The 19,206-nt window shown below is 41.2% G+C and carries 13 protein-coding genes; 6 read left to right on the forward strand and 7 right to left on the reverse strand.

The window, feature by feature from the left end; translation table 11 throughout:
• Positions 1-58 precede the first annotated feature (58 nt).
• The 3 genes from H5090_RS15440 to H5090_RS15450 form a co-directional block, all read right to left on the reverse strand.
• Positions 59-559, reverse strand: a complete 501-nt coding sequence (locus tag H5090_RS15440) for an RDD family protein (RefSeq protein ID WP_002962012.1) — start codon at positions 557-559, stop codon at positions 59-61.
• A gap of 170 nt (positions 560-729) precedes the next feature.
• Positions 730-1,494 (reverse strand): DUF6515 family protein, encoded by a 765-nt coding sequence (locus H5090_RS15445; protein WP_182696138.1) that lies wholly within the window; start codon positions 1,492-1,494, stop codon positions 730-732.
• A gap of 245 nt (positions 1,495-1,739) precedes the next feature.
• Positions 1,740-2,879, reverse strand: a complete 1,140-nt coding sequence (locus tag H5090_RS15450) for an alkene reductase (RefSeq protein WP_182696139.1) — start codon at positions 2,877-2,879, stop codon at positions 1,740-1,742.
• Between the two features lie 80 nt (positions 2,880-2,959).
• Here H5090_RS15450 and H5090_RS15455 point away from each other — a divergent pair, with 80 nt between their 5' ends.
• On the forward strand, positions 2,960-3,877 hold the full coding sequence (locus H5090_RS15455; RefSeq protein WP_220488585.1) for a LysR family transcriptional regulator: 918 nt from the start codon (positions 2,960-2,962) through the stop codon (positions 3,875-3,877).
• Here the strand turns inward: H5090_RS15455 and H5090_RS15460 are convergent.
• From H5090_RS15460 to H5090_RS15475, 4 genes are all read right to left on the reverse strand, one after another.
• Positions 3,872-4,939, reverse strand: a complete 1,068-nt coding sequence (locus H5090_RS15460) for a cytochrome-c peroxidase (protein WP_024605820.1) — start codon at positions 4,937-4,939, stop codon at positions 3,872-3,874. The two genes, H5090_RS15455 and H5090_RS15460, sit on opposite strands and share 6 nt — an antisense overlap.
• Positions 4,932-7,610, reverse strand: coding sequence for a TonB-dependent receptor plug domain-containing protein (locus H5090_RS15465; protein WP_182696140.1), 2,679 nt, complete (start codon positions 7,608-7,610; stop codon positions 4,932-4,934). The genes H5090_RS15460 and H5090_RS15465 overlap by 8 nt, the downstream gene beginning before the upstream one ends.
• Before the next feature lie 16 nt (positions 7,611-7,626).
• Positions 7,627-10,371, reverse strand: a complete 2,745-nt coding sequence (locus H5090_RS15470) for a cadherin-like domain-containing protein (RefSeq protein ID WP_182696141.1) — start codon at positions 10,369-10,371, stop codon at positions 7,627-7,629.
• Between the two features lie 198 nt (positions 10,372-10,569).
• Positions 10,570-11,262 carry a hypothetical protein gene (locus tag H5090_RS15475; protein WP_241764510.1) on the reverse strand — a complete coding sequence of 231 codons (693 nt, stop codon included), beginning with the start codon at positions 11,260-11,262 and terminating at the stop codon, positions 10,570-10,572.
• Between the two features lie 153 nt (positions 11,263-11,415).
• On the opposite strand from H5090_RS15475, the gene H5090_RS15480 reads away from it, so the two are divergent.
• Genes H5090_RS15480 through H5090_RS15500 form a run of 5 tightly spaced genes read left to right on the forward strand, consistent with a single transcriptional unit; the run spans position 11,416 to position 19,079 of the window.
• Positions 11,416-12,777 (forward strand): TolC family protein, encoded by a 1,362-nt coding sequence (locus H5090_RS15480; RefSeq protein WP_182696142.1) that lies wholly within the window; start codon positions 11,416-11,418, stop codon positions 12,775-12,777.
• Positions 12,774-13,916, forward strand: coding sequence for an efflux RND transporter periplasmic adaptor subunit (locus H5090_RS15485; RefSeq protein ID WP_182696143.1), 1,143 nt, complete (start codon positions 12,774-12,776; stop codon positions 13,914-13,916). Before H5090_RS15480 ends, H5090_RS15485 begins: the two co-directional genes overlap by 4 nt.
• Before the next feature lie 2 nt (positions 13,917-13,918).
• On the forward strand, positions 13,919-17,107 hold the full coding sequence (locus H5090_RS15490) for an efflux RND transporter permease subunit (protein ID WP_182696144.1): 3,189 nt from the start codon (positions 13,919-13,921) through the stop codon (positions 17,105-17,107).
• On the forward strand, positions 17,107-17,790 hold the full coding sequence (locus H5090_RS15495) for a response regulator transcription factor (protein ID WP_166378157.1): 684 nt from the start codon (positions 17,107-17,109) through the stop codon (positions 17,788-17,790). The genes H5090_RS15490 and H5090_RS15495 overlap by 1 nt, the downstream gene beginning before the upstream one ends.
• Positions 17,787-19,079, forward strand: coding sequence for a HAMP domain-containing sensor histidine kinase (locus tag H5090_RS15500; protein ID WP_182696145.1), 1,293 nt, complete (start codon positions 17,787-17,789; stop codon positions 19,077-19,079). Before H5090_RS15495 ends, H5090_RS15500 begins: the two co-directional genes overlap by 4 nt.
• The last annotated feature ends 127 nt before the right edge of the window (positions 19,080-19,206 follow it).

The raw sequence follows: 19,206 nt of genomic DNA on the forward strand, positions 1-19,206 counted from the left end.
AAGGGTGACCAGTGGTCACCCTTTTTGCTTTTTAATTACCAGTTTTGGAAAGCTGGTATTAATCAAGCTCACTATAAATACGCCTGTTCTCTTCTTTAGTAAGTGCAATAACTTCTGTTTTAGAGATGTAATCTTGCAGTGCCTTTTTGTTTTTAAAATCGACTAACACCACCAAATTACCTAAACCGAGTAAAGCGCTAACGCTGCGGATAATTGATTGCGGCCAGCTAATTAAATTACCTTCAAGAGTTTGTACTTTTAAACGCCATGCACGCATGCCAATGGTTTGCCCGCTTTTAGTCCAAAAGTAGCCAAAAAATACTAAGCTAACAATAATTAAAAGAGCGGTACGAATACCCGAAAGAAGATTTGAATTTTGAATAAATGCAGATACATCCTCTGCGCCATTTAAACTAATTACATCGAGAGAAATAAGCCCCTGTACTGCAAATAAATACAGCACTACAGTTAACATCGCAAACGCAATAATGGCTAACGTATCGTAGACCAACGACGCAAAACGGCGCCAAAAACCAGCACGTGGAAACTCACCCGACATAATTACACTCTCACTATTAATATGCGAGCTAGTTTAACAAAAAAGCTTACAAATACTAAGACATGTTAATGTTTAGAGAGAATTGATTTTATTGCTGTAAATTACTACCTACGGAGGGGAATGAAAAAGACCCTACTATTTACAGTAAGGCCTTTTAATTTATAGCGAGTTTAACCTAGCTTAATGGCAAGGTATTTTATGTCGTCACCACTTATTTGCGGTAAAAAATAAATATCGCCGTATTTAAAATACTGCTGTGAGTTAATTATTACGGCCTGTGCTGTCTGAGGCAATGAATCGTAAGTTTGGCCCAAGTTATAGTCATTCACATTACCCACTTTTATTGCCTGATTAAGGCGAGTTGATGGCTCATCAACAACCGTATAACCATTATTATCTGCAATGTAGTACACATTTTGATAAGTGTAGTAAGTCGTATTATGGTGTTTAAAATGCCTGTAATTTCTTGGTAGCGTATTTATACGCAGGCCTCTAGGTGGTTTAACAACATGGTAGCCTCTTTTAGCTTTACGGTAATAAAGGCCGTCGTTAAACGTAAACGAAATACCATTAAATCTGATTGATGCGCTATTGCGTGGTAAATGGTTTATAAATCGATTTTGTCTGTAAGCGACTGAATTGTGATGGCTTGTTAAGTAGTTATATTTTCGCTGGTTGTAGCGGTGTAGTTCACGCTTTTCCTGTTTGTACTTAGCAAGTTTACGTTTTTCTTGCTTACGGTCTTCTCGTTTTTCTTTTTTATGCTCAATACGCTGCTTTTTTTCATGGCGGCGTTCATCGCGTTTATATTCAACACGTTTGTCGTGATCGCGTTTAAAGCTTTTATCATTCTCTCGCTCGTTTTGTGCTCCAAGCGCAGAGCCTGATACTGCGCCAATGGCGAGCAGGGCAGGTAGTAAAAAAGTAAGTTTCATAGTATTGCCTCGTTTATGTTTTTACATAACTGGGTTCAATACTAGCGGCTCAAACTGAATGTTAACTGACATACAACAGCAAACGGAGTTATGCTTACAGCTTTTTACATTTTACTGACGGTTCTTGACATAATCTCTAGTTTTTGACGATTATAGGAACGTTTTAATATACCAAAATGATTAGTCGTGTCATAAAAAATGGCTATTAAATTAGTAATTAAGCCTTCCTTGGCTTTGCTGGTTAATTACTTTTGATAAAAAGGATAATCGCTATAACCTACTTCAGTACCGCCATACATAGTGGCTGCATCAGCTTCGTTAAACGTCCAATTATTTGCTATACGCTCTGGTAAATCAGGGTTAGCTATAAATGGGCGACCAAATGCAAATAAGTCACCGTAACCTTCACCTAAAATACGCACTGCTTTTTCTACTGTGTATTTACCTGCATAAATAATGCGCCCTGAAAATTCAGCTCGGACTGCTTTATAAAATTCTTGTGGTAAATCGGGAGCGTTATCCCAATCAGCTTCCGCAATCGATAAGTAAGCAATACCTGCTTGCTCAAGCACTTTAACGGCCTGGATATAAGTGTGATGAGGGTTTGATTCAACAAGCCCTAAATACACTCGTGTTTCATCTGTGCTTTCAAATAAAGGAGCAAAGCGTACACCTAAACGGTTTGCGCCTACAACGTCACTTACCGCTTCAACTATCTCTTTTAAAAAGCGCAGGCGATTACTAAGCATTCCACCGTATTGATCGTCACGGTTATTAGTATGCTCAGAAATAAACTGATTAACTAAATAGCCGTTAGCACAATGAAGCTCCACACCATCAAAGCCAGCTTCTAGAGCATTGCGTGCAGCTTGAGCATACATGTTTACCAGTTCGCCAACTTCAGTTGTTGTTAGCGCACGAGGCTCACTTGGGTCAGCCAATGCGCCTTCACCAGGTGCGGTTTCAATAAATACTTTTACATTGTCAGCTGCAATGTCTGAAGGACCAACCGGTTTACCTGAATTTGGTTGTAGTGTGGCGTGCGATACGCGCCCTACATGCCAAAGCTGAGCAAAAATAACACCGCCTTTAGCGTGTACCGCGTGTGTTACTTTTTTCCAGCCTTCAATTTGTGCTTGCGAGTGAATACCTGGGGTCCAAGCGTAGCCTTGTCCACGAGGTTCTATTTGTGTGCCTTCGGTAACCATAAAACCAGCCGATGCCCGCTGCGCATAATACTCAGCCATTAATTCATTAGGAATATTGCCAGGCTGAGTGCTGCGAGAGCGAGTAAGAGGTGGCATCACAATACGGTTTTTAAGTGTAAAAGGGCCAAGCTCAATTGATGAGAATAAAGGGGCGGTATTAACTAATTCTGATTTCATTTTAAATTCTCTTATAAAGCAAACAAAGGCTTAAATAGTGGTTAAGCAACATTGGCAGCATAGAGATTTAAGGATACAATTTGAAACAACACTTTTTTGTGCAGCATACAATTATGAATGGTATCAGTCGGCTCGATATAAAACAGTTAAGAGTACTCAGTAGCTTATTAGAACTGCAAAATCTTTCACAAGTAGCCAAAAAAATGGGGTTAACGCAACAAGCTATTAGTGAGCAACTACGAAAACTACGAGACTTATTTGACGATCGCTTGTTTATACGCCAAGGCAATAACATGGTTGCTACTCCTAAAGCGCAAGGACTCAAGGCGCCTGTTAATCATATTTTAAAGCAATTAGAGTCGTTACTAGAGCCCGAGCAGTTTAGCCCGCAAACTTATAAAGGTGTGTTTACCATAAGCGCAACCGACTACGCCACGCAGGCCTTATTGCCACAATTATTTAATATTACCCGCCGCGAAGCGCCAGGTTTAAAGTTGATTGTGCGCGACTTTGCATCAGATAACGTTAATCAACTTATAACGGCAGGCGAGCTTGATTTGCTGATAAGCTTTCCAGAATTTATACCCGACAACCTTTCTTATATCACTTTGTTTGAAGAACAACATTTGTGTATTACCGGTATAGGTAACACGACTTACACTGAACCTTTGAGTTTGGCGCAATTTGCAAAGCATCCACAGCTAGTGGTGTCGCCATCTCGTGCAAATTTGCGCGGATCGCACGATCAGTGGTTTGAAAGCCAAGGGCTAAAACGTAATATTGTAATGTCGGTACCAAGTTTTTCTGCGGTACCCGACATTTTACATACAACCGATATGCTCGCGTTTTACCCATCAAGATTATTACCAAACAGCAAAGTTAAACAGCTAAAAATAGAAGCTCTGCCCCCTACATTTAAAGTAATAGCCGCATGGCATCCGCGTACTAATAACAGCCCTATTCATAAATGGTTGATAGAGCAATTACAAAACTTATAAAATCCGTAAAAATGCAACAAGATCTAAACGCTCTTGCTTGGTGAGTTTTAATGGTTTTAACAGTTTCGTCGTTTTAGGAAAGTGTGGATCGTTTAATTGGCTTTTCCTAGGCTTAGGTCTTGCTCCACCATGGTTGTACATGTTTACTATGCCTAGTAGGTCATCAAAAAGCCCATTGTGCATCCAAGGAAATGTTTCAGTTAAACCAAGTAGAGAAGGGGTTCTAAATAACCCTATATCACTTGGATTATTTGTAAAATTAAACCGCCCTTTATCTTCAAAACTACGGCCGTAATAATGAAGGCCAGTGCCATGAAATTGGTTGTCACTTAATAGTGCGCCATTGTGGCAAGTCATACATTTTGCTTTGGTTCTAAATAAATGTAATCCGTTTAATTCATTATCGGATAAACGTCTAAGCGCTTTTTTTGGATTACTCTGAACCTCATTAATAAATGATTTAAAGCGAGTATTAGGTGCAATGAGTGTTCGCTCAAAAGCTACGAGGGCTTCTGCCATTTGTGCCATAGAGAGCGTATTTGAATTAAAAGCACTTTTATTAAATGCCGTATAGCTTTTATCTTTATTGACCCGCATTAAAGCTTTTTGTGGATCTAAATCCATTTCAATTGGGTTGCTAATGGGCATAAGTGCTTGTTGCTCAGCTGTTTTAGCGCGACCATCCCAAAAAAAACTTTGCCACTGATCTATACCAAAAATTGCAGGGGTATTGCGTGTGCCTATTTTCCCATCAATACCCACTGCGGTTGTGCGGCCATCATGAAAGCCTTTGTCGCGCTCATGGCAGGTTGCGCAGCTAACGGTATTATTACGCGAGAGCTGCACATCGTGAAAGAGCTTGTCACCTAAAGCAACATGCTCAGGTTTTGGCGAGGCTACAGGCAAAAGCGACATGGGCTCAACGCTTCTGCCATCACTGGTTTGAATAGCAGGCCAGTGTGCTTGGCCTTTGCTATACAGTGAGCGTAAATCGTGGCTACTTGTTGGTGTGGCGTTTAAGCTAAATGAGCACAGAAAAAAAATGCTTAATAACCTAATCATAGTTATAGCTAACTCCTAGCCAGAACATACGCCCAGGCTCAATACCAGATGCGCCTTCGTTTACTGTGTAAGTACGTGCATTCAACAAGTTAGAAATATCTGCTCTTATTTCAACTGACTGGGTTTTTGTTAGGTTGTGGCTATAGCGCAGGCTAAGGCCTAGCATGGTTCTGGCACGAATTTCTTGTTCTTCGTATACATCAACAAGTGTTGATTCTGCAGGACAATTTGCACAGCTCTGTTCAAGGCCTATGCTTTCGCTTGCGCCGGTACTCACTGCGCTGGTGTAGCTATCACTGAAGGTTACGTTAAGCCCTGTGCTTAATGAATTGCTCCAATCAACATTCCAACCTAGCGCACCGGTAATCGGAGTGCCAAAGTTTGTACGAATTTGATCAAGTTGTCCAAGCGTTACAAGCTCGCCGCTGCCACTTGCATTTACGTAGTAAACGAGTTCGTCAAGGGGGGTATTTTCAGCAGTGGCATTGTAGTCGTCGTTAGAGACTTTGTTTTCAGCGTATGAGGCGTTAGCCCATAATGAATGGCTACCAAACTGCGCGCTCCACGAAATAGAATAGCGCTCTGAGCTACCATCACCTTCGTTGGTCATACGAATATATTTATAGCCATCGCTACCTGCTTCTTCATCGGTAACCTGAGAAAATTGCTGATGCTTTTTACGTTTTACATATTTAAGCGATACATTACCTGCTTTTTCAAATGAATGTGCAATACCTAATGCGAGTTCGTCATCGTACGGGGTGTTTACATCATCAAAGCGGTACTTAAACGCGCCAGTATAGTTAGAAGGTAGCCACCCTTGCAGGTAACCGTTTTCAATTGGGCGGTATTCTCGATATGAAAAACGCTGCTGTTCTTTGACTTTATAACCAATAATGGCAGAGTCGTAATAGCGGTTAACGCCTGCACTAATAATAGTGCGGTTGTCGTTAAATACGTCGTAACCCAGCGATATACGTGGCGCGATATTATGATTTGCTAAAAAGTCATCATATTCGTAGCGCATACCTAAGTTTAGGTTTAGCTGCCCTAATGTGATGCTATCGGTTACATAAAACGAGGCACGATTAAGTGTTACGTTAATGTATTCGGCAGGGGTGACTAAACGGCCATTAAAATACTGCGCTGTAGCTGTTACATTATTTGTATAGGCAGTAATGTGCGATTGATTATTAAAATCAATTTCGCCACCAAGTTGTGCTGCTAACTCATCAATAGAAATAGTGGTTTGAAGTGCTTGGCAATCAAGTGTGTAACCGCTGCAATTAAGTGGCGTACTCGCGCTAGACCATATAATAGGGGAGTCGTAGCTGTAGCTATTTTGTATGCGTTCGCGTTCTACTTCTTGGCGAATAAGTTCAATACCGGCTTTAATGCGGTGCTCAGTGCCTGCAAACTCCAGCGTTTTAAAATCAAGGGTGTTTTTCCAGCTGGTGGTGTATTGGGTATTATCTAGGGCGCCATATCCCCCTTGGCGAGAGTAACGAGTTTGCGCATCGCCTTGGTCGGCATATTGCCCCCAATCTTTCCCTTTGGCTTGTAGCCAGCTATAAAAGTGAGCTGGGCCTTCTCGGCTGCTGTCACTCATACTAAAATTAAGATTACTGTGCCACGATGCAAAGTCAAAATGCTCAGTTAATGCCGCAACGGCGCCAATAGCACCGCCTTCTAAATGAAAGTTACTGTCTTTGGCATCCGTTATAAAGTTATCAACTTCGTAGGGGGAGTACATTAGTGTTAAATCTAGTGCATCTACCCAGCCATTTCGGTAGCCATACTTCACAATCGCATTTATGTTTGTTCTGCTTTGGGTTTTTACTTCCCCTAGCGATAAATCGCTGATGTCGCTGGTTAAGTAATTAACGCTCATCATTAATCCATGGCGCTCATTAATTTGTTTATTAGCACGCAGGTTATAGCTAATTTTTTCGTATTTAGGCTCTTCAAGAGTACTTTGGTCAACATTTTGCTGTGAACTGTCTTGATCAGCCTCAATAAAATGATAACTCCCCCAGCTACTTTGATTCCCCCGCACGCCAAAACTAAAGCTGTTGTTTGCAAATACGCTTTTGGTTTTACTATCAACAATACCACCCGAAAAACCACCAAATTCAGCCGGTATGTTATGGTCGTAAACTGTGATTGATTCAACTATATCGGAGTTCACGTTCATACTTTGTACGCCACCCGACACATCGTCTGATGAAGAGCTTAATCGGCTGCTGCTTGCTGGGTCTATGCGGTTATTGTAATTTAACCCATCTAACGAAAACCCTGTTTGCCAAGGCTGCGCCCCTGAGATTGATATTTCTGGCGCGCTGATCTCAGCTAAGCTACCAATAGAGTACGCTTCGTTACTTAGCTGCACGCCAGGGAGCAATGCAATTAGCTCATTTATATCGCCATTGCCTTTAGGTGTGGCGTTTATAAAATCACGGTTTAAATAAGAACGCCCAATAACTTCGGGTACTTCTATGCCTATGTACTGGCCTTTTACTTCAATATGCTCAAGTGCTTCACAGCGCTCTTTTTGCTCATCTTTAAGTTCGTTACATGGCTGTGGCTTTGGTTCGGTCTGCTGTTGCTGCTCTGCGGCGTATACACCCTGAGAAAGCAAAAGCAGACACGCGAGGGTAGTCGGTGTCTGCATATATTACGGCTCTTATTTAAATACCTAGTGGGGTAGTGTCTTCGCTATCAATGACGCCATCGTTATCGGCATCTTGGTCGGCAATTAATCCTGCTAAGGCTATGTCTTCATCGCTGCTATTAGGTAAAAAGAAGTTAGGTAAGCCGTCGTGGTCGGTGTCTACGCTCGCAATAGCTATGCCTCTAAAGTCATCGCGTGAGGCAACTAAGTTGGTCATGCCTATGTAAAGCTCAAGCTGATCAGCCTCGCCATTAACGCCATTAGTTATTAGGCTTTGTGATTTAGTAATATCGTTAATTAACGTAAAGCTGTTAACTAAGTCTGCCATGTTGTCGGCAATAATTGTATCGGCAAAGCCCAAAATAAGAGGCTCAAGCGTATTTAAAAGCGTGCTAGCTTGTGTTTTTGCATTACTATAATTTGCTGAAAAGTCGCTAATGTTCGCTGCGTTTGAACCCATACTTGAAAGCATAGAATAACGTAAAAATTCACCTGTTTGAGCTTCTTCTAAACCAATTACTTCGGCTTTAACAGCGGCTAAAATAGTTTCTAGCTGATCGCTTGTTAACTCATTTAACGCAGGTGTTATTTCTGTAATTGCATCATTTAAAGTGGTGCTTGCAAGCGATGTTTGGTTTGCATTAACTAAGTAACCTAAGGTTTCTAGGCGGGCTTCAAATCTGTCTTCGGTATCTTCATCTAGTGCAATATAACTAAGTAGTTGATTGTGTACACCGGCTACTTGCTCCGCTAAGCCGCCTTCAATTAGCGATACTATTACTTGATTATGCGCCGTAATTGATGAGCTATTACTTAGCGTGCGTATGTCGCCATCATTAAGCGTATTAAGTATGGTTAAACATTTATTAGCCGCACTTGCTGTATCACCACCAACTCGCGCTGTTAAGCTTACTAATGACTTACAGCCTTTAAAACCCGTTAAAAACGTGGTTGATGACTCTTTGCTAATGTATTCATCAGAGGCTAAAAAGTCGCCCGCATAGGTAAATACTTGCTGTGCTAAGTCGTTTCTGCCGGCCTCACTTAAAATTAGGCCTGTGCCTGGGACGTTATCAAGTTCGGTAAGTGCTCTAAAGAATTCGTTATAATCGCCATTTTCAGTAAAAAAACTGCGAGCTTGTGCTGCGGCACTTGTTATATCTTCACCGGCAAGTAGGCGGTTAGCTATATTAAAGCCATATACTTGCTCTTGAGCGTTGTTTATATCGGTTTCGCTGTCTGACAGCGTTATTGCTGGGTTTTCGTCGCTTTGGTATAAGCCTTCAATTAAGCCCGCTAAAAATTGAATAGGGTAAGTGTAGTTATCTAATGTAGCGGCGCTGTATGGCGACGCTGAGTAGGTGTAGTTACTATCAAAACCGGTAGAGCCATACATAGCAAGGACTTGGTTAGTGTAATCTTTTGCTGCTTCAAATTCGCCAGCTCTATAAAGGTATTGCGCAGCCCAAGCCCCGTGCAACGTTTTGTATTGCTCGTATGGTTGGCCTTCGTATTCGCCGCTACGTACAAGTCTGTAACCCGTTTTTACCGCAAGTTGCGCGTAGTTATTGGCAAGTAATTTGGCTTGAGTTAAATCGCTTTCATCTAGGCTTTGTGCATAGCTTTGTAGGGCATCATCTATTGATAAGCGTACGCTATTTAAAAAGTAGCCATAGCTTGATGTGTATTCGTCTTCGCGTACTTGCTCAGCGTATAACGAAATTGTATTCAACAAACTACTTGCTTGCGAGACTTGATCGGCGTCTAGGTAGCTTTTTACTAAAGAGTAAAGTGCTGATGCGTCTGATGAGGCAATGTTATCGAAACCTTTATCAGCTAAGTATTGGTTGTAGGCCGCTACCGCTTGGACGCGGTAATCGTTTGCTTGCTCTGTTTGGCCTATTTCATCAAGTGCTTGCGCCACATCTTTTAGTGCCGAAGAACGCGCCGTTTGCTCGTTTATAAGTGCTAAATAGTCGTTAGCAGTATCTAAAAATCCTGCACGCGCATAGGCCGCAGCTTGGGTTGCGTATATATCGTAACGAGACAGTTCGTCAGCAATATTTGCGCTTAGTTCATCTGCTTGTTTTAGATGAGATAGTCTAGAACTGTAGTAATAATTAAGTTTGTCTTCGTTAGTTACATAAGAAGGGCTTAACGAAATAATTGCAGTTAATGGCTCGCTAATTAGGCCATCTGTGTAACTAATTTCAAATTGCTCATCAATGCTGCTTAGAGTTTGTGCCTCATAGGTAAATTCACCCGTGGTGCTATTTATGCTCATTACGCCATTACTAGGTGGTGTAATTAAGCTAATAGTTACGGTGTCACCATCTAAATCTTGCGTAGTAATAATCCCTTGTGTGGTGGTTGAAGAGGTAACAAACACGTTAGTGGTTAGTAACTGTGGTGCATCATTAACATTTTCTACGCTAAAACGTACCACAACATTTGCTGTTAAGTTGCCATCGCTTGCGCTAATGGTCGCGGTATCTTCGCCATAATAATTACTAAAAGGCGTATACGTAAATTGACCATTTGCTTCTACTGCTATAGTGCCGTTACTTGGTGCATTAGCAAGTGTGTAGCTAAGGGTATCGTCGTCGGTGGCTGTTACTTGAGCAGTAAATGGAGTGTCTTCGTTTACAGTAAAGCTTAAATTAGGTTGTGCAAACTGCGGGGCTGTGTTGCCTGAGCCACCACCACAGCCAGCTAAAGCAAGGGCGCATAATATTGGGGTAAACTTAATTAGCTTGTTCATTATTGTTAATATAAAAAGTTAATGATGTTGCGAATGATAACTGATATCAATTAGATTTAAAAGTTTAATCTGTATTTGTATTATAAATAGTGAGTATTCAATTGAGGTTCAAAATGTCCCTAAAAAGCAAAACCCTGCGCTTAACAGGGTTTATATTGCAAATAAGAGAGTGTTACTAAATGGAGGGGAACCAATTAATTATTTAAGATCGTTAATAATAAGAAGGGGGAAGTTTTTAGCTGAGCGAGGTTGCCAATTATTATAGCTAATATTGCTAATTCCAAAATAGTTAAGCACTTTAGGTGAATACGTCCAGCCTCGGGCACGTTGCTTTATAGCTGCGCTGCGTAAATTGGGTTTTAACCCTACAGTGAGTAAATCATGATTTACGTTTAATTTTTTGTATAGGGCTTTTTCGCGCAGGCTTGCTTTATTAATTACCTCATCGTAATGAGCACGTAATTCTTCCCACTTTTGGCTTTTTTGCGGCTCTTCTAAATGCTTTACCATGGCATCAATATCACTGTCTAACCATTTTGCTGAGGCTGCATCTCCATGCCAACCGATAATTGCATTAGGTTCTATTGTAGTAGGGTGCCCAGCAAGCAACACATAATTAGCACACGATGAAAAACAAAACTGCTTTATATTTACGGTTAATTTATGCGCCAAAATTAGCTCGGCTAAATCCATTCCTAAAGCTATGTTTCCGCCGCCGCTGGTAATAGTAAAGGTATTAATTGTGGGATTGTTTTTTAACAGCTCAGCTGCTGTATTGTTATTTTGTTTGTTGATTTGACCACTATAAATAAGCGTTTTATCGCTTAAAGTGACTTTAGCCTGTAATAAAGCTGGGAATATTAAAAAAAGAGTAAAAATTAATTTTTGCATGTGGGTTTTGAATGAGTATTTTTGCCAAAGGCTACGTAATTTGGCTAAGCGAGGCAAATACTAATTTGTCTAAAGTAAGTTAACTCCTTTTAACCCCTTCTTAACCCTCGACCTAATAAGCTATGTGTAATAGTACGAATTAGGCATAGTTAAATGGTTTATTTTAAAAAGCACTCAACTGGTTTTTTACTTGCACTTAGTTGTACACTTGCTGCATGTAGTAGTCAGCCAAGCTATCAAGGTAATAGTACTGAGCAGTCGCTAAAGCAACATACAAACTGGCAGTACACGCAAAGTAACGCACAGCACGTAAATTACATTACCGATTTGGTGAATATAGAAGGGCTTGATTCGCTTATTGAGCAAGCTGTTACTAATAATCCATCGTTTAATCAAGTGCATGTTGCATTAAAACTAGCTTATGCGCAGCGTGATGTAACCGCTGCAAGTCAGTGGTTTAGTGTAGATGCGGGATTTGACGCGCAGCGCAGTGAAACCGAAGGCACGCAATATAGCTCATCAGTAGGTATAAGTTGGGAAGCTGATATATGGCAAAAAATTGCTGACAATGTAGCCGCGCAAGATATGACTATTGCCAGTAATCAAGCTACTTATCAAGGCGCTAAAGACACCTTAGTAGCCAGCGTGATACGCACGTATTTAAACATTATTTTGCAGCAAAATTTGCTCGATATAGAGCAACAACGTTTAGTTGTTTTACAAAATAATGAGCAAAGTATTGTAGAGCGCTACCAATATGGGTTAGGTGATTTAGAAGCGCTTGATACCGCCCGTACTAGCACGGCATCTACTCGCGCAACCATTGCCGATTACCAAGAACAAATAGCAAAAGCAAAGCGTGCTTTAATGCTAATTGTAGGCACTGATAAACTTCAAAACCTGCCAAATACATTAACACTACCAAGCGTTATTGAGCCATTAAGTACCTTACCAGAGCAAGATTTAGCGCGCCGACCTGACTTACAAAGTGCCTATTACAACATTCAGGCAAAGTATTACTTGGTTGATGTATCGTACAAAGAGCTACTACCGAGTATTTCGCTTTCGGCATCACTGAGTGATTTTGCAAGCACGCCAAGCCAATCATTATTAACCAGCCCAGTGTGGAGTTTATTAGGCAGTTTAAGTGCCCCTTTATTTGAAGGTGGAGCACTGCGTGCGCAAGTTGATATTGCAAAATTAAATGCCGAGCAAGCGTTTTGGCAGTACCAAGATACGCTGCTAAGTGCTGTAAACGAAGTTGAAAATGCACTCGGGCAGGAGCAATCATTAACCGAGCAGCAACTGCAAATTAGCAATGCACTTGCTAGCGCTAAACGCAGCTTTAGTAACTATCAAAGTAAGTATCAACAAGGTTTGGTTGATATTTTAGATTTGCTAACAGTGCAACAAAAAGTATACGACCTGCAAGCCCAGCTTAGCCAAATAAACTACACCCTTTTAACTAACCGCATAGATTTAGGCCTCGCTTTGGGCCTTGGAGTATCGTCATGAAAATTTCGCCAACACCGGTTGTTGTAACGCTTGTTGCTATTGTTTGTATAGGGCTTGCTATTATGTATAACGGTCAAAAAATGGTTGAAAAAGCAAATAGTCCACAACCAGCCGCTATTAAAGCTATTGCCCCAAATGTATCGGTAATTAATGCAGCTCCGAGCACTTATCAGGCTTATGTTAGCGGCCACGGTGAAGCTAAAGCGCATTGGTCACTTAGCTTAAAAGCACAAGTTAAAGGCGAAGTAACCAGTATGAGCGAGCAATTTTCGACCGGTAACTTAATAACTAAAGGGCAGGTGTTTGCACAAATTGATGACACCGAATACTTACAAGCTCTAGCTAGCGCAAAAGCAACATTGGCTGATGCAAAACTAGCACTGCAAGAAGAACAAGATTTAGGTAATCAAGCAAAACGTGAATGGGATCGCTCAGGCGTTATGCAAGCGCCAAGCTCGCCGCTTGTATTTAGAACGCTGCAGTTAGAAGCCGCGCAAGCTACGCTCGATAAAGCACAATATGCACTTAAAACCGCACAGCGTGATGTAAATAACACCCAGTTAAGTGCACCATTTGACGCTGTTATTTTATCGCGCGATATAGATTTAGGTACTTATGTGAGTATTGGCGATACGCTTGCCACGCTAAACAGCACTGACAAAGTAGAAATAACGGTGCCGCTTTCATTAAGTCAGTGGCAAAACCTAGCAAATAATAAATCAGGCGATGTTATTTTAAGTGATGTAACCACTAATACTAAATGGAACGGTTATATTGCACGTTTTGAGCAACACCTTGATGACAGCTCGCGCCAACGCAGCGTAATTGTTGCCTTAGATAAACCGTTTGAGCAAACAACGCCGTTACTGCCTGGTACATTTTTAGCGGTAGAAATTGCCGGTAAGCAGTTAAGTAACGTAATAAAACTGCCTGCTTCGGCGGTATCTCAAGATGGCTTAATTTGGTACGTAAATGATCAAAATAGCTTAGTAAGCACACACGCTAATAAAGTATTTGAGCGTGGGGATTACGTATATATTACGCCAGTAGATGGTGCTAAAAATCTAAAAGTGGTGGCGCGCCCACTTGTTAGTTACTTAAACGACATGAAAGTAAATCCAATAGTTGAGGAGATATAATAATGAGCCCTCATCAACCACCTCAAATACCCAGTAATAATAACCCGCTGCACGGTATTATTAATTGGTTTGCAAATAACTCTGTTGCCGCTAACTTATTGTTAGTTAGTGTGATTGTAATGGGTATTATGTCGCTTACGACTTTACGTAAAGAGGCTTTTCCGAGTTTAGAGCCAGATACTATTTCGGTATCGGTGGTTTACGACAGTGGCGATGCATTGCAAGCCGAAGAAGGAATAGCGTTAAAAATAGAAGAAGCGCTCGAAACCGTATCGGGTATTAAACGTATTACCTCTACATCCGATGCTAGCGGTAGCCATGTAAGCATTGAAAAAAGTACTGATTACTCACTCGATGAGTTACTTGTTGACGTTAAAAACCAAGTTGACGCTATTAATAACTTTCCGGCAGATGCTGAGCAACCTGTTATTGATAAAGCCCGTAGGCAAGATCATGCATTAACGCTGCAACTTTTTGGGGATGCAGATCGCCATACATTACAAAACCTGGGTGAAAAACTTAAAGCCGATTTATTAGCGCAATCAGGCATTAGCGACGTAGAGCAATCGGGTGTGCTCGACCCGATGATGTCCATAGAAATCGACGAAGGTAAATTACAAGCGTATGGCTTAACTATTAGTGATGTAAGTGAGGTCATTAATAATGAGTCATCAAGCCCGCTTTCGACTAGTTTGCGCGATAGCAGTAAAATTATACGCTTAAAAGCCGCCGACCAAGCTTACTGGCAGCGCGACTTTGCCAATATTGTATTGTTAACAACCGCATCAGGCACACAAATTAAGTTAGGAGATGTAGCCACAGTTACCGACTCATTTGCCGAAGATAGCAACTCATTAAGCCGTTATAACCAACAAAATGCCGTAGGCGTTGAAATTTTAATGGGCGATAACAGCGATATAACTACCATTGTTAAGCAAGCTAATAGCGTAATAGATAAATGGCACGAAAGCGGTTTATTACCTCAAAACGTAGAGCTTGAAAGCTGGCACGACAAAAGCACCATGATCACCGAGCGTTTATCGCTACTTACTAAAAATGCCGTGACCGGTATTATTATGGTGTTTGTAATACTTGCCATATTTTTAAACGTACGCGTAGCGCTGTGGGTTGCTGGTGGCTTGCCGTTTGTATTTTTTGGTACGCTTTATTTTATGACCGATGGCTACACCGCACTAACCATAAACGAAATGACCACCTTTGGTTTTATTATGGCGCTGGGCATAGTGGTAGACGATGCCGTTGTTGTAGGCGAGAGTATTTACACCACACGTAAAAAGCATGGCGATACATTAAATAATACAGTTTTAGGTACCATGAAGGTTGCTGTGCCAACAATATTTGGGGTGTTAACCACGGTGGCTGCGTTTGTAGCGCTTTCGAATGTGTCGGGCAACTTAGGTAAAATTTATTCTCAATTTGCCACTGTAGTGACCATTTGTTTACTGCTTTCAGTTGTTGAATCAAAACTTATTTTACCCTCGCATTTAGCCCACATTAGTACTAAACGCCAAGTTAAAAAAGGCTTAGCAGGTCTGTGGTCAAAAATACAACATGGTGCTGATAGCGGCTTAAGCTGGTTTAGTAAAAACATTTACTGCAAGGTTATTGAATTTTCACTGCGCTTTAGATACGCCGTAGTGGCTGCGTTTATCGCCTTTTTTATATTAGTTATTGGCATGCCGATGACAGGCACAGTTAAAGTTGGTTTTTTCCCAAGTATTGCAGGCGATACCGTAACAGCCGATTTGGTTATGCAAAACGACGCCGCTTATGGGCAAACAAACACAAACTTACTAACGCTTGAGCAAAGTGCATTACAAGCTGAGCAAAACTTAATGACTAAGTTGAACTCTGACAAAAGCGAAATAACCAGCCTACAAGTCATTAGTAGCAGCGACACCAGCGGTGAAGTAAGCGTTGAGCTATTAAACGAAGGCGCTTTTACAGCAAGCGAATTTGCTCAAGAGTGGCAGCGCGTAGCAGGTAGCCTTGAGGGCAGTAAAAAATTACAAATATTAGCCACGCGTAAAATGGTTGATAACTTTAAAGTTGAGCTTAAAGCGTGGGACGACGAAACCGTAATGGCGGCGGGCGCACTATTTAAGGAGCGCTTACAAAATACCGCAGGCGTTAACGGAATAGACGACAACTTAAACCCAGGTCAGCCACAACTTAAATTTACCCTAAATGCACAAGGGCGCGCGCTTGGCATGGATACAGCTAGTTTATCAAAGCAAGTACTGCAAGCCTTTGGTGGTGCAGTTGTACAGCGCTACCAACGTAATAAAGACGAAGTTAAAGTACGTGTACGCTACCCAGAAGATGCTCGTAAAACACCTGCCGATATAATGCAGTCGCGTATTCGCCTGCCTGATGGCACGGTTGTCCCTTTAGTTAACGTAGCCACAGTAAGCAGTGAATATCAGCAAGATGAAATAACCCGCATTGATGGACTTCGTGCAATTTATTTAAGCGCCCAAGTGGATAAAAACGTGATTGCTCCAAACGAGTTAGTTGCTAACTTAAAGCGCGACTTAATTCCTGAGTTAACACAGCAATTTCCTAACTTAAGTGTGTATTTTGCAGGAGAGGCAGAGCAACAAAGCGAAACCACCAGCTCAATGAGCACTATGTTTGTAGCCGCTTTATTAGTTATTTACGTGTTGCTGGCTATTCCGCTTAAATCGTACATTCAACCTATGTTGATTATGGTAGCAATTCCGTTTGGCATTGTGGGCGCTATTTTAGGACATTGGTGGAACGACTTAACCATTAGTATATTGTCGTTAAATGGTATTTTGGCGCTCAGTGGGGTAGTTGTAAACGACAGCTTATTACTTGTTTCACGCTTTAACGAACTAGTAAAAGAAGAGAGCATGAGCACGCACGATGCCATAGTTGAGTCGTGTACGAGCCGATTACGTGCGGTATTACTTACCTCAATTACGACGTACGCAGGCTTAGTGCCGCTACTTAGCGAAACCTCAATGCAGGCACAGTTTTTAATCCCTGCTGCGGCATCACTTGGCTACGGTATTTTGTTTGCCACGGTTATTACCTTAATACTTATACCGGCATTATTGATGATTCAAACCGATGCTAAGCGTGGTATTGATGCTGTGCTAATATCGCTAGGTGCTAAAAATAAAACGCAGGAAGTAGCCTCTTAATGATAAACGTACTACTGGTTGAAGACGACATAGACTTGGCAACCACCATTGTTGATTATCTCGAAATTGAGTCAATAGAGTGTGACCATGCAAGCAATGGCGTAATGGGTTTAAATTTAATAGAACGTAATCAATATCAAATGATTATATTAGATGTAAACATGCCCAAAATGGACGGTTTAACCATGTGTAAAACATTGCGTGAGCAAGGCATTGATATACCTGTATTAATGCTGACAGCGCGCGATAGCCTCGACAATAAGCTTGAGGGGTTTGCAGCCGGTAGCGACGACTATTTAGTAAAACCCTTTGCCATGAAAGAGCTAGTAGCGCGGGTTCAAGTATTAGCAAAGCGTAAAAGTGGAGAGGTTAAGCGACTTACATTTGCTAATTTAACACTTAATTTAACCGCGCATACAGCAACAGTGGCAGAGCACAGTTTAAAGTTATCACCCATTACTTTTAAGTTATTAGAAGTGCTTGTACGAGAGCAGCAAAAACCGGTAACCCGACAGGTAATTATGCAAGCAATATGGGGAGACGATCAGCCAGACAGCAATAGCTTAAAAGTGCATATTCATCATTTGCGTAAACAGCTAGAGCAAGCGCATTGCCAAGCCGTACTAGAAACAATACCTAGTGTGGGGTTTGCGCTAAAATTAAAAAATGAGACACAAGCATGAAAATTAGACCCAGCCTGAGGTTGTATTTTTTTGCCACCATGGTGCTTTTAAGTTCATTAATGGCAATTGGTTTTTCGTTTTTAAGTGTTAATTATTTTATTGATGGCTTAGACCGAGGGTTAAATGGCGTAATGCATGCGCTTTCGCAATCTACTGAGGTTAAAAACGGTGAACCTGCAGAAATGATTGGCTTTAAAATAGCGAGTCGCTGGGAAGACATGCCAAGCGAAATTCAGCAACGCTTTACAAAGCCTACAGAGGTTGGCGTACTACAAAAAAGCAAAGTAAAACCATCGTTTTTTTCAATGCCGGAAGACCTCTATTTTGTAGCGTATTTTCAAAACCCTGCAGGGGAGCCCCGTTACGTATCACGTATTATGCTTGAAAAAGAGCGCCTTAAAAAACAAAGCTCACCCGATAAACCTATAAAAAAGTTGGCATGGATAGCGTTAACAGGGGTTACGGCAATTGCTTTATTTACCTTCTTTTTGTTTATGGTAATGAAAAAAATAGCTAAACCAGTAGAGTCACTACGCGGTTGGGCTAAGTCGCTAAATCAAAATAATTTACAAAACACGCCGCCCGACTTTACCTATAACGAACTAAATACCTTGGCAACGCTAATACGCAGTAGCTTGCTTTCTGCTCACGACAGCCTTGAGCGAGAGCAGCGCTTTTTAAGTTATGCGAGCCACGAGTTACGTACGCCAATTTCGGTTATTCGTAGCAACGTTGAATTACTTAACCGCTTAAGCGAAAAAGCACCTTTAAGCGATAAACAACACCTTACACTGCAGCGAATAGAGCGCGCCGGTTTAACCATGAGCGATTTAACCGAGACGTTATTGTGGCTTAGCAGAAATGACGACCAGCAAAGTGCACCAGAGCCCGTAAACCTAGCCGAAAAAATAACGACCTTGAGTAACGAACTCGATTATTTACTCAATTCAAAACAAGTTGATGTACTTATAAATACCGATAACCAAAATACGACTATTAATACCGAAGCCACCGCATGCCACATTGTGCTTACTAACTTAATACGTAATGCGTATCAGCATACGCAACAAGGGCAAGTGCGAATTACTCAGCAGGGTAGCCGTGTGATTATAGTAAATAGTAGCGCACAAACTGATACGTCACACGTTACTAATAGCGCAAATAAGCCTACCAATATTGGCTACGGTTTAGGATTAGAGTTAAGCGAAAAAATAATAAAACGACATGGTTGGGTATATGAAGTAAACGACATGCCAGGGCGTTATGAAGTGGTGGTTGATTTTAGTTAATAGACTTTCTTAATACTTAGGTTTTTTACATTCAAAAATATTTAATTTAACGCTGAGAATATAAAAAACTTAGTGATAGTAATGTGTTAAGTAATTTGCTAAAACTATAAATAGAAAGGATGCGAGT

Source organism: Pseudoalteromonas sp. SR43-5 (assembly GCF_014163835.1).
Taxonomy (GTDB): domain Bacteria; phylum Pseudomonadota; class Gammaproteobacteria; order Enterobacterales; family Alteromonadaceae; genus Pseudoalteromonas; species Pseudoalteromonas distincta.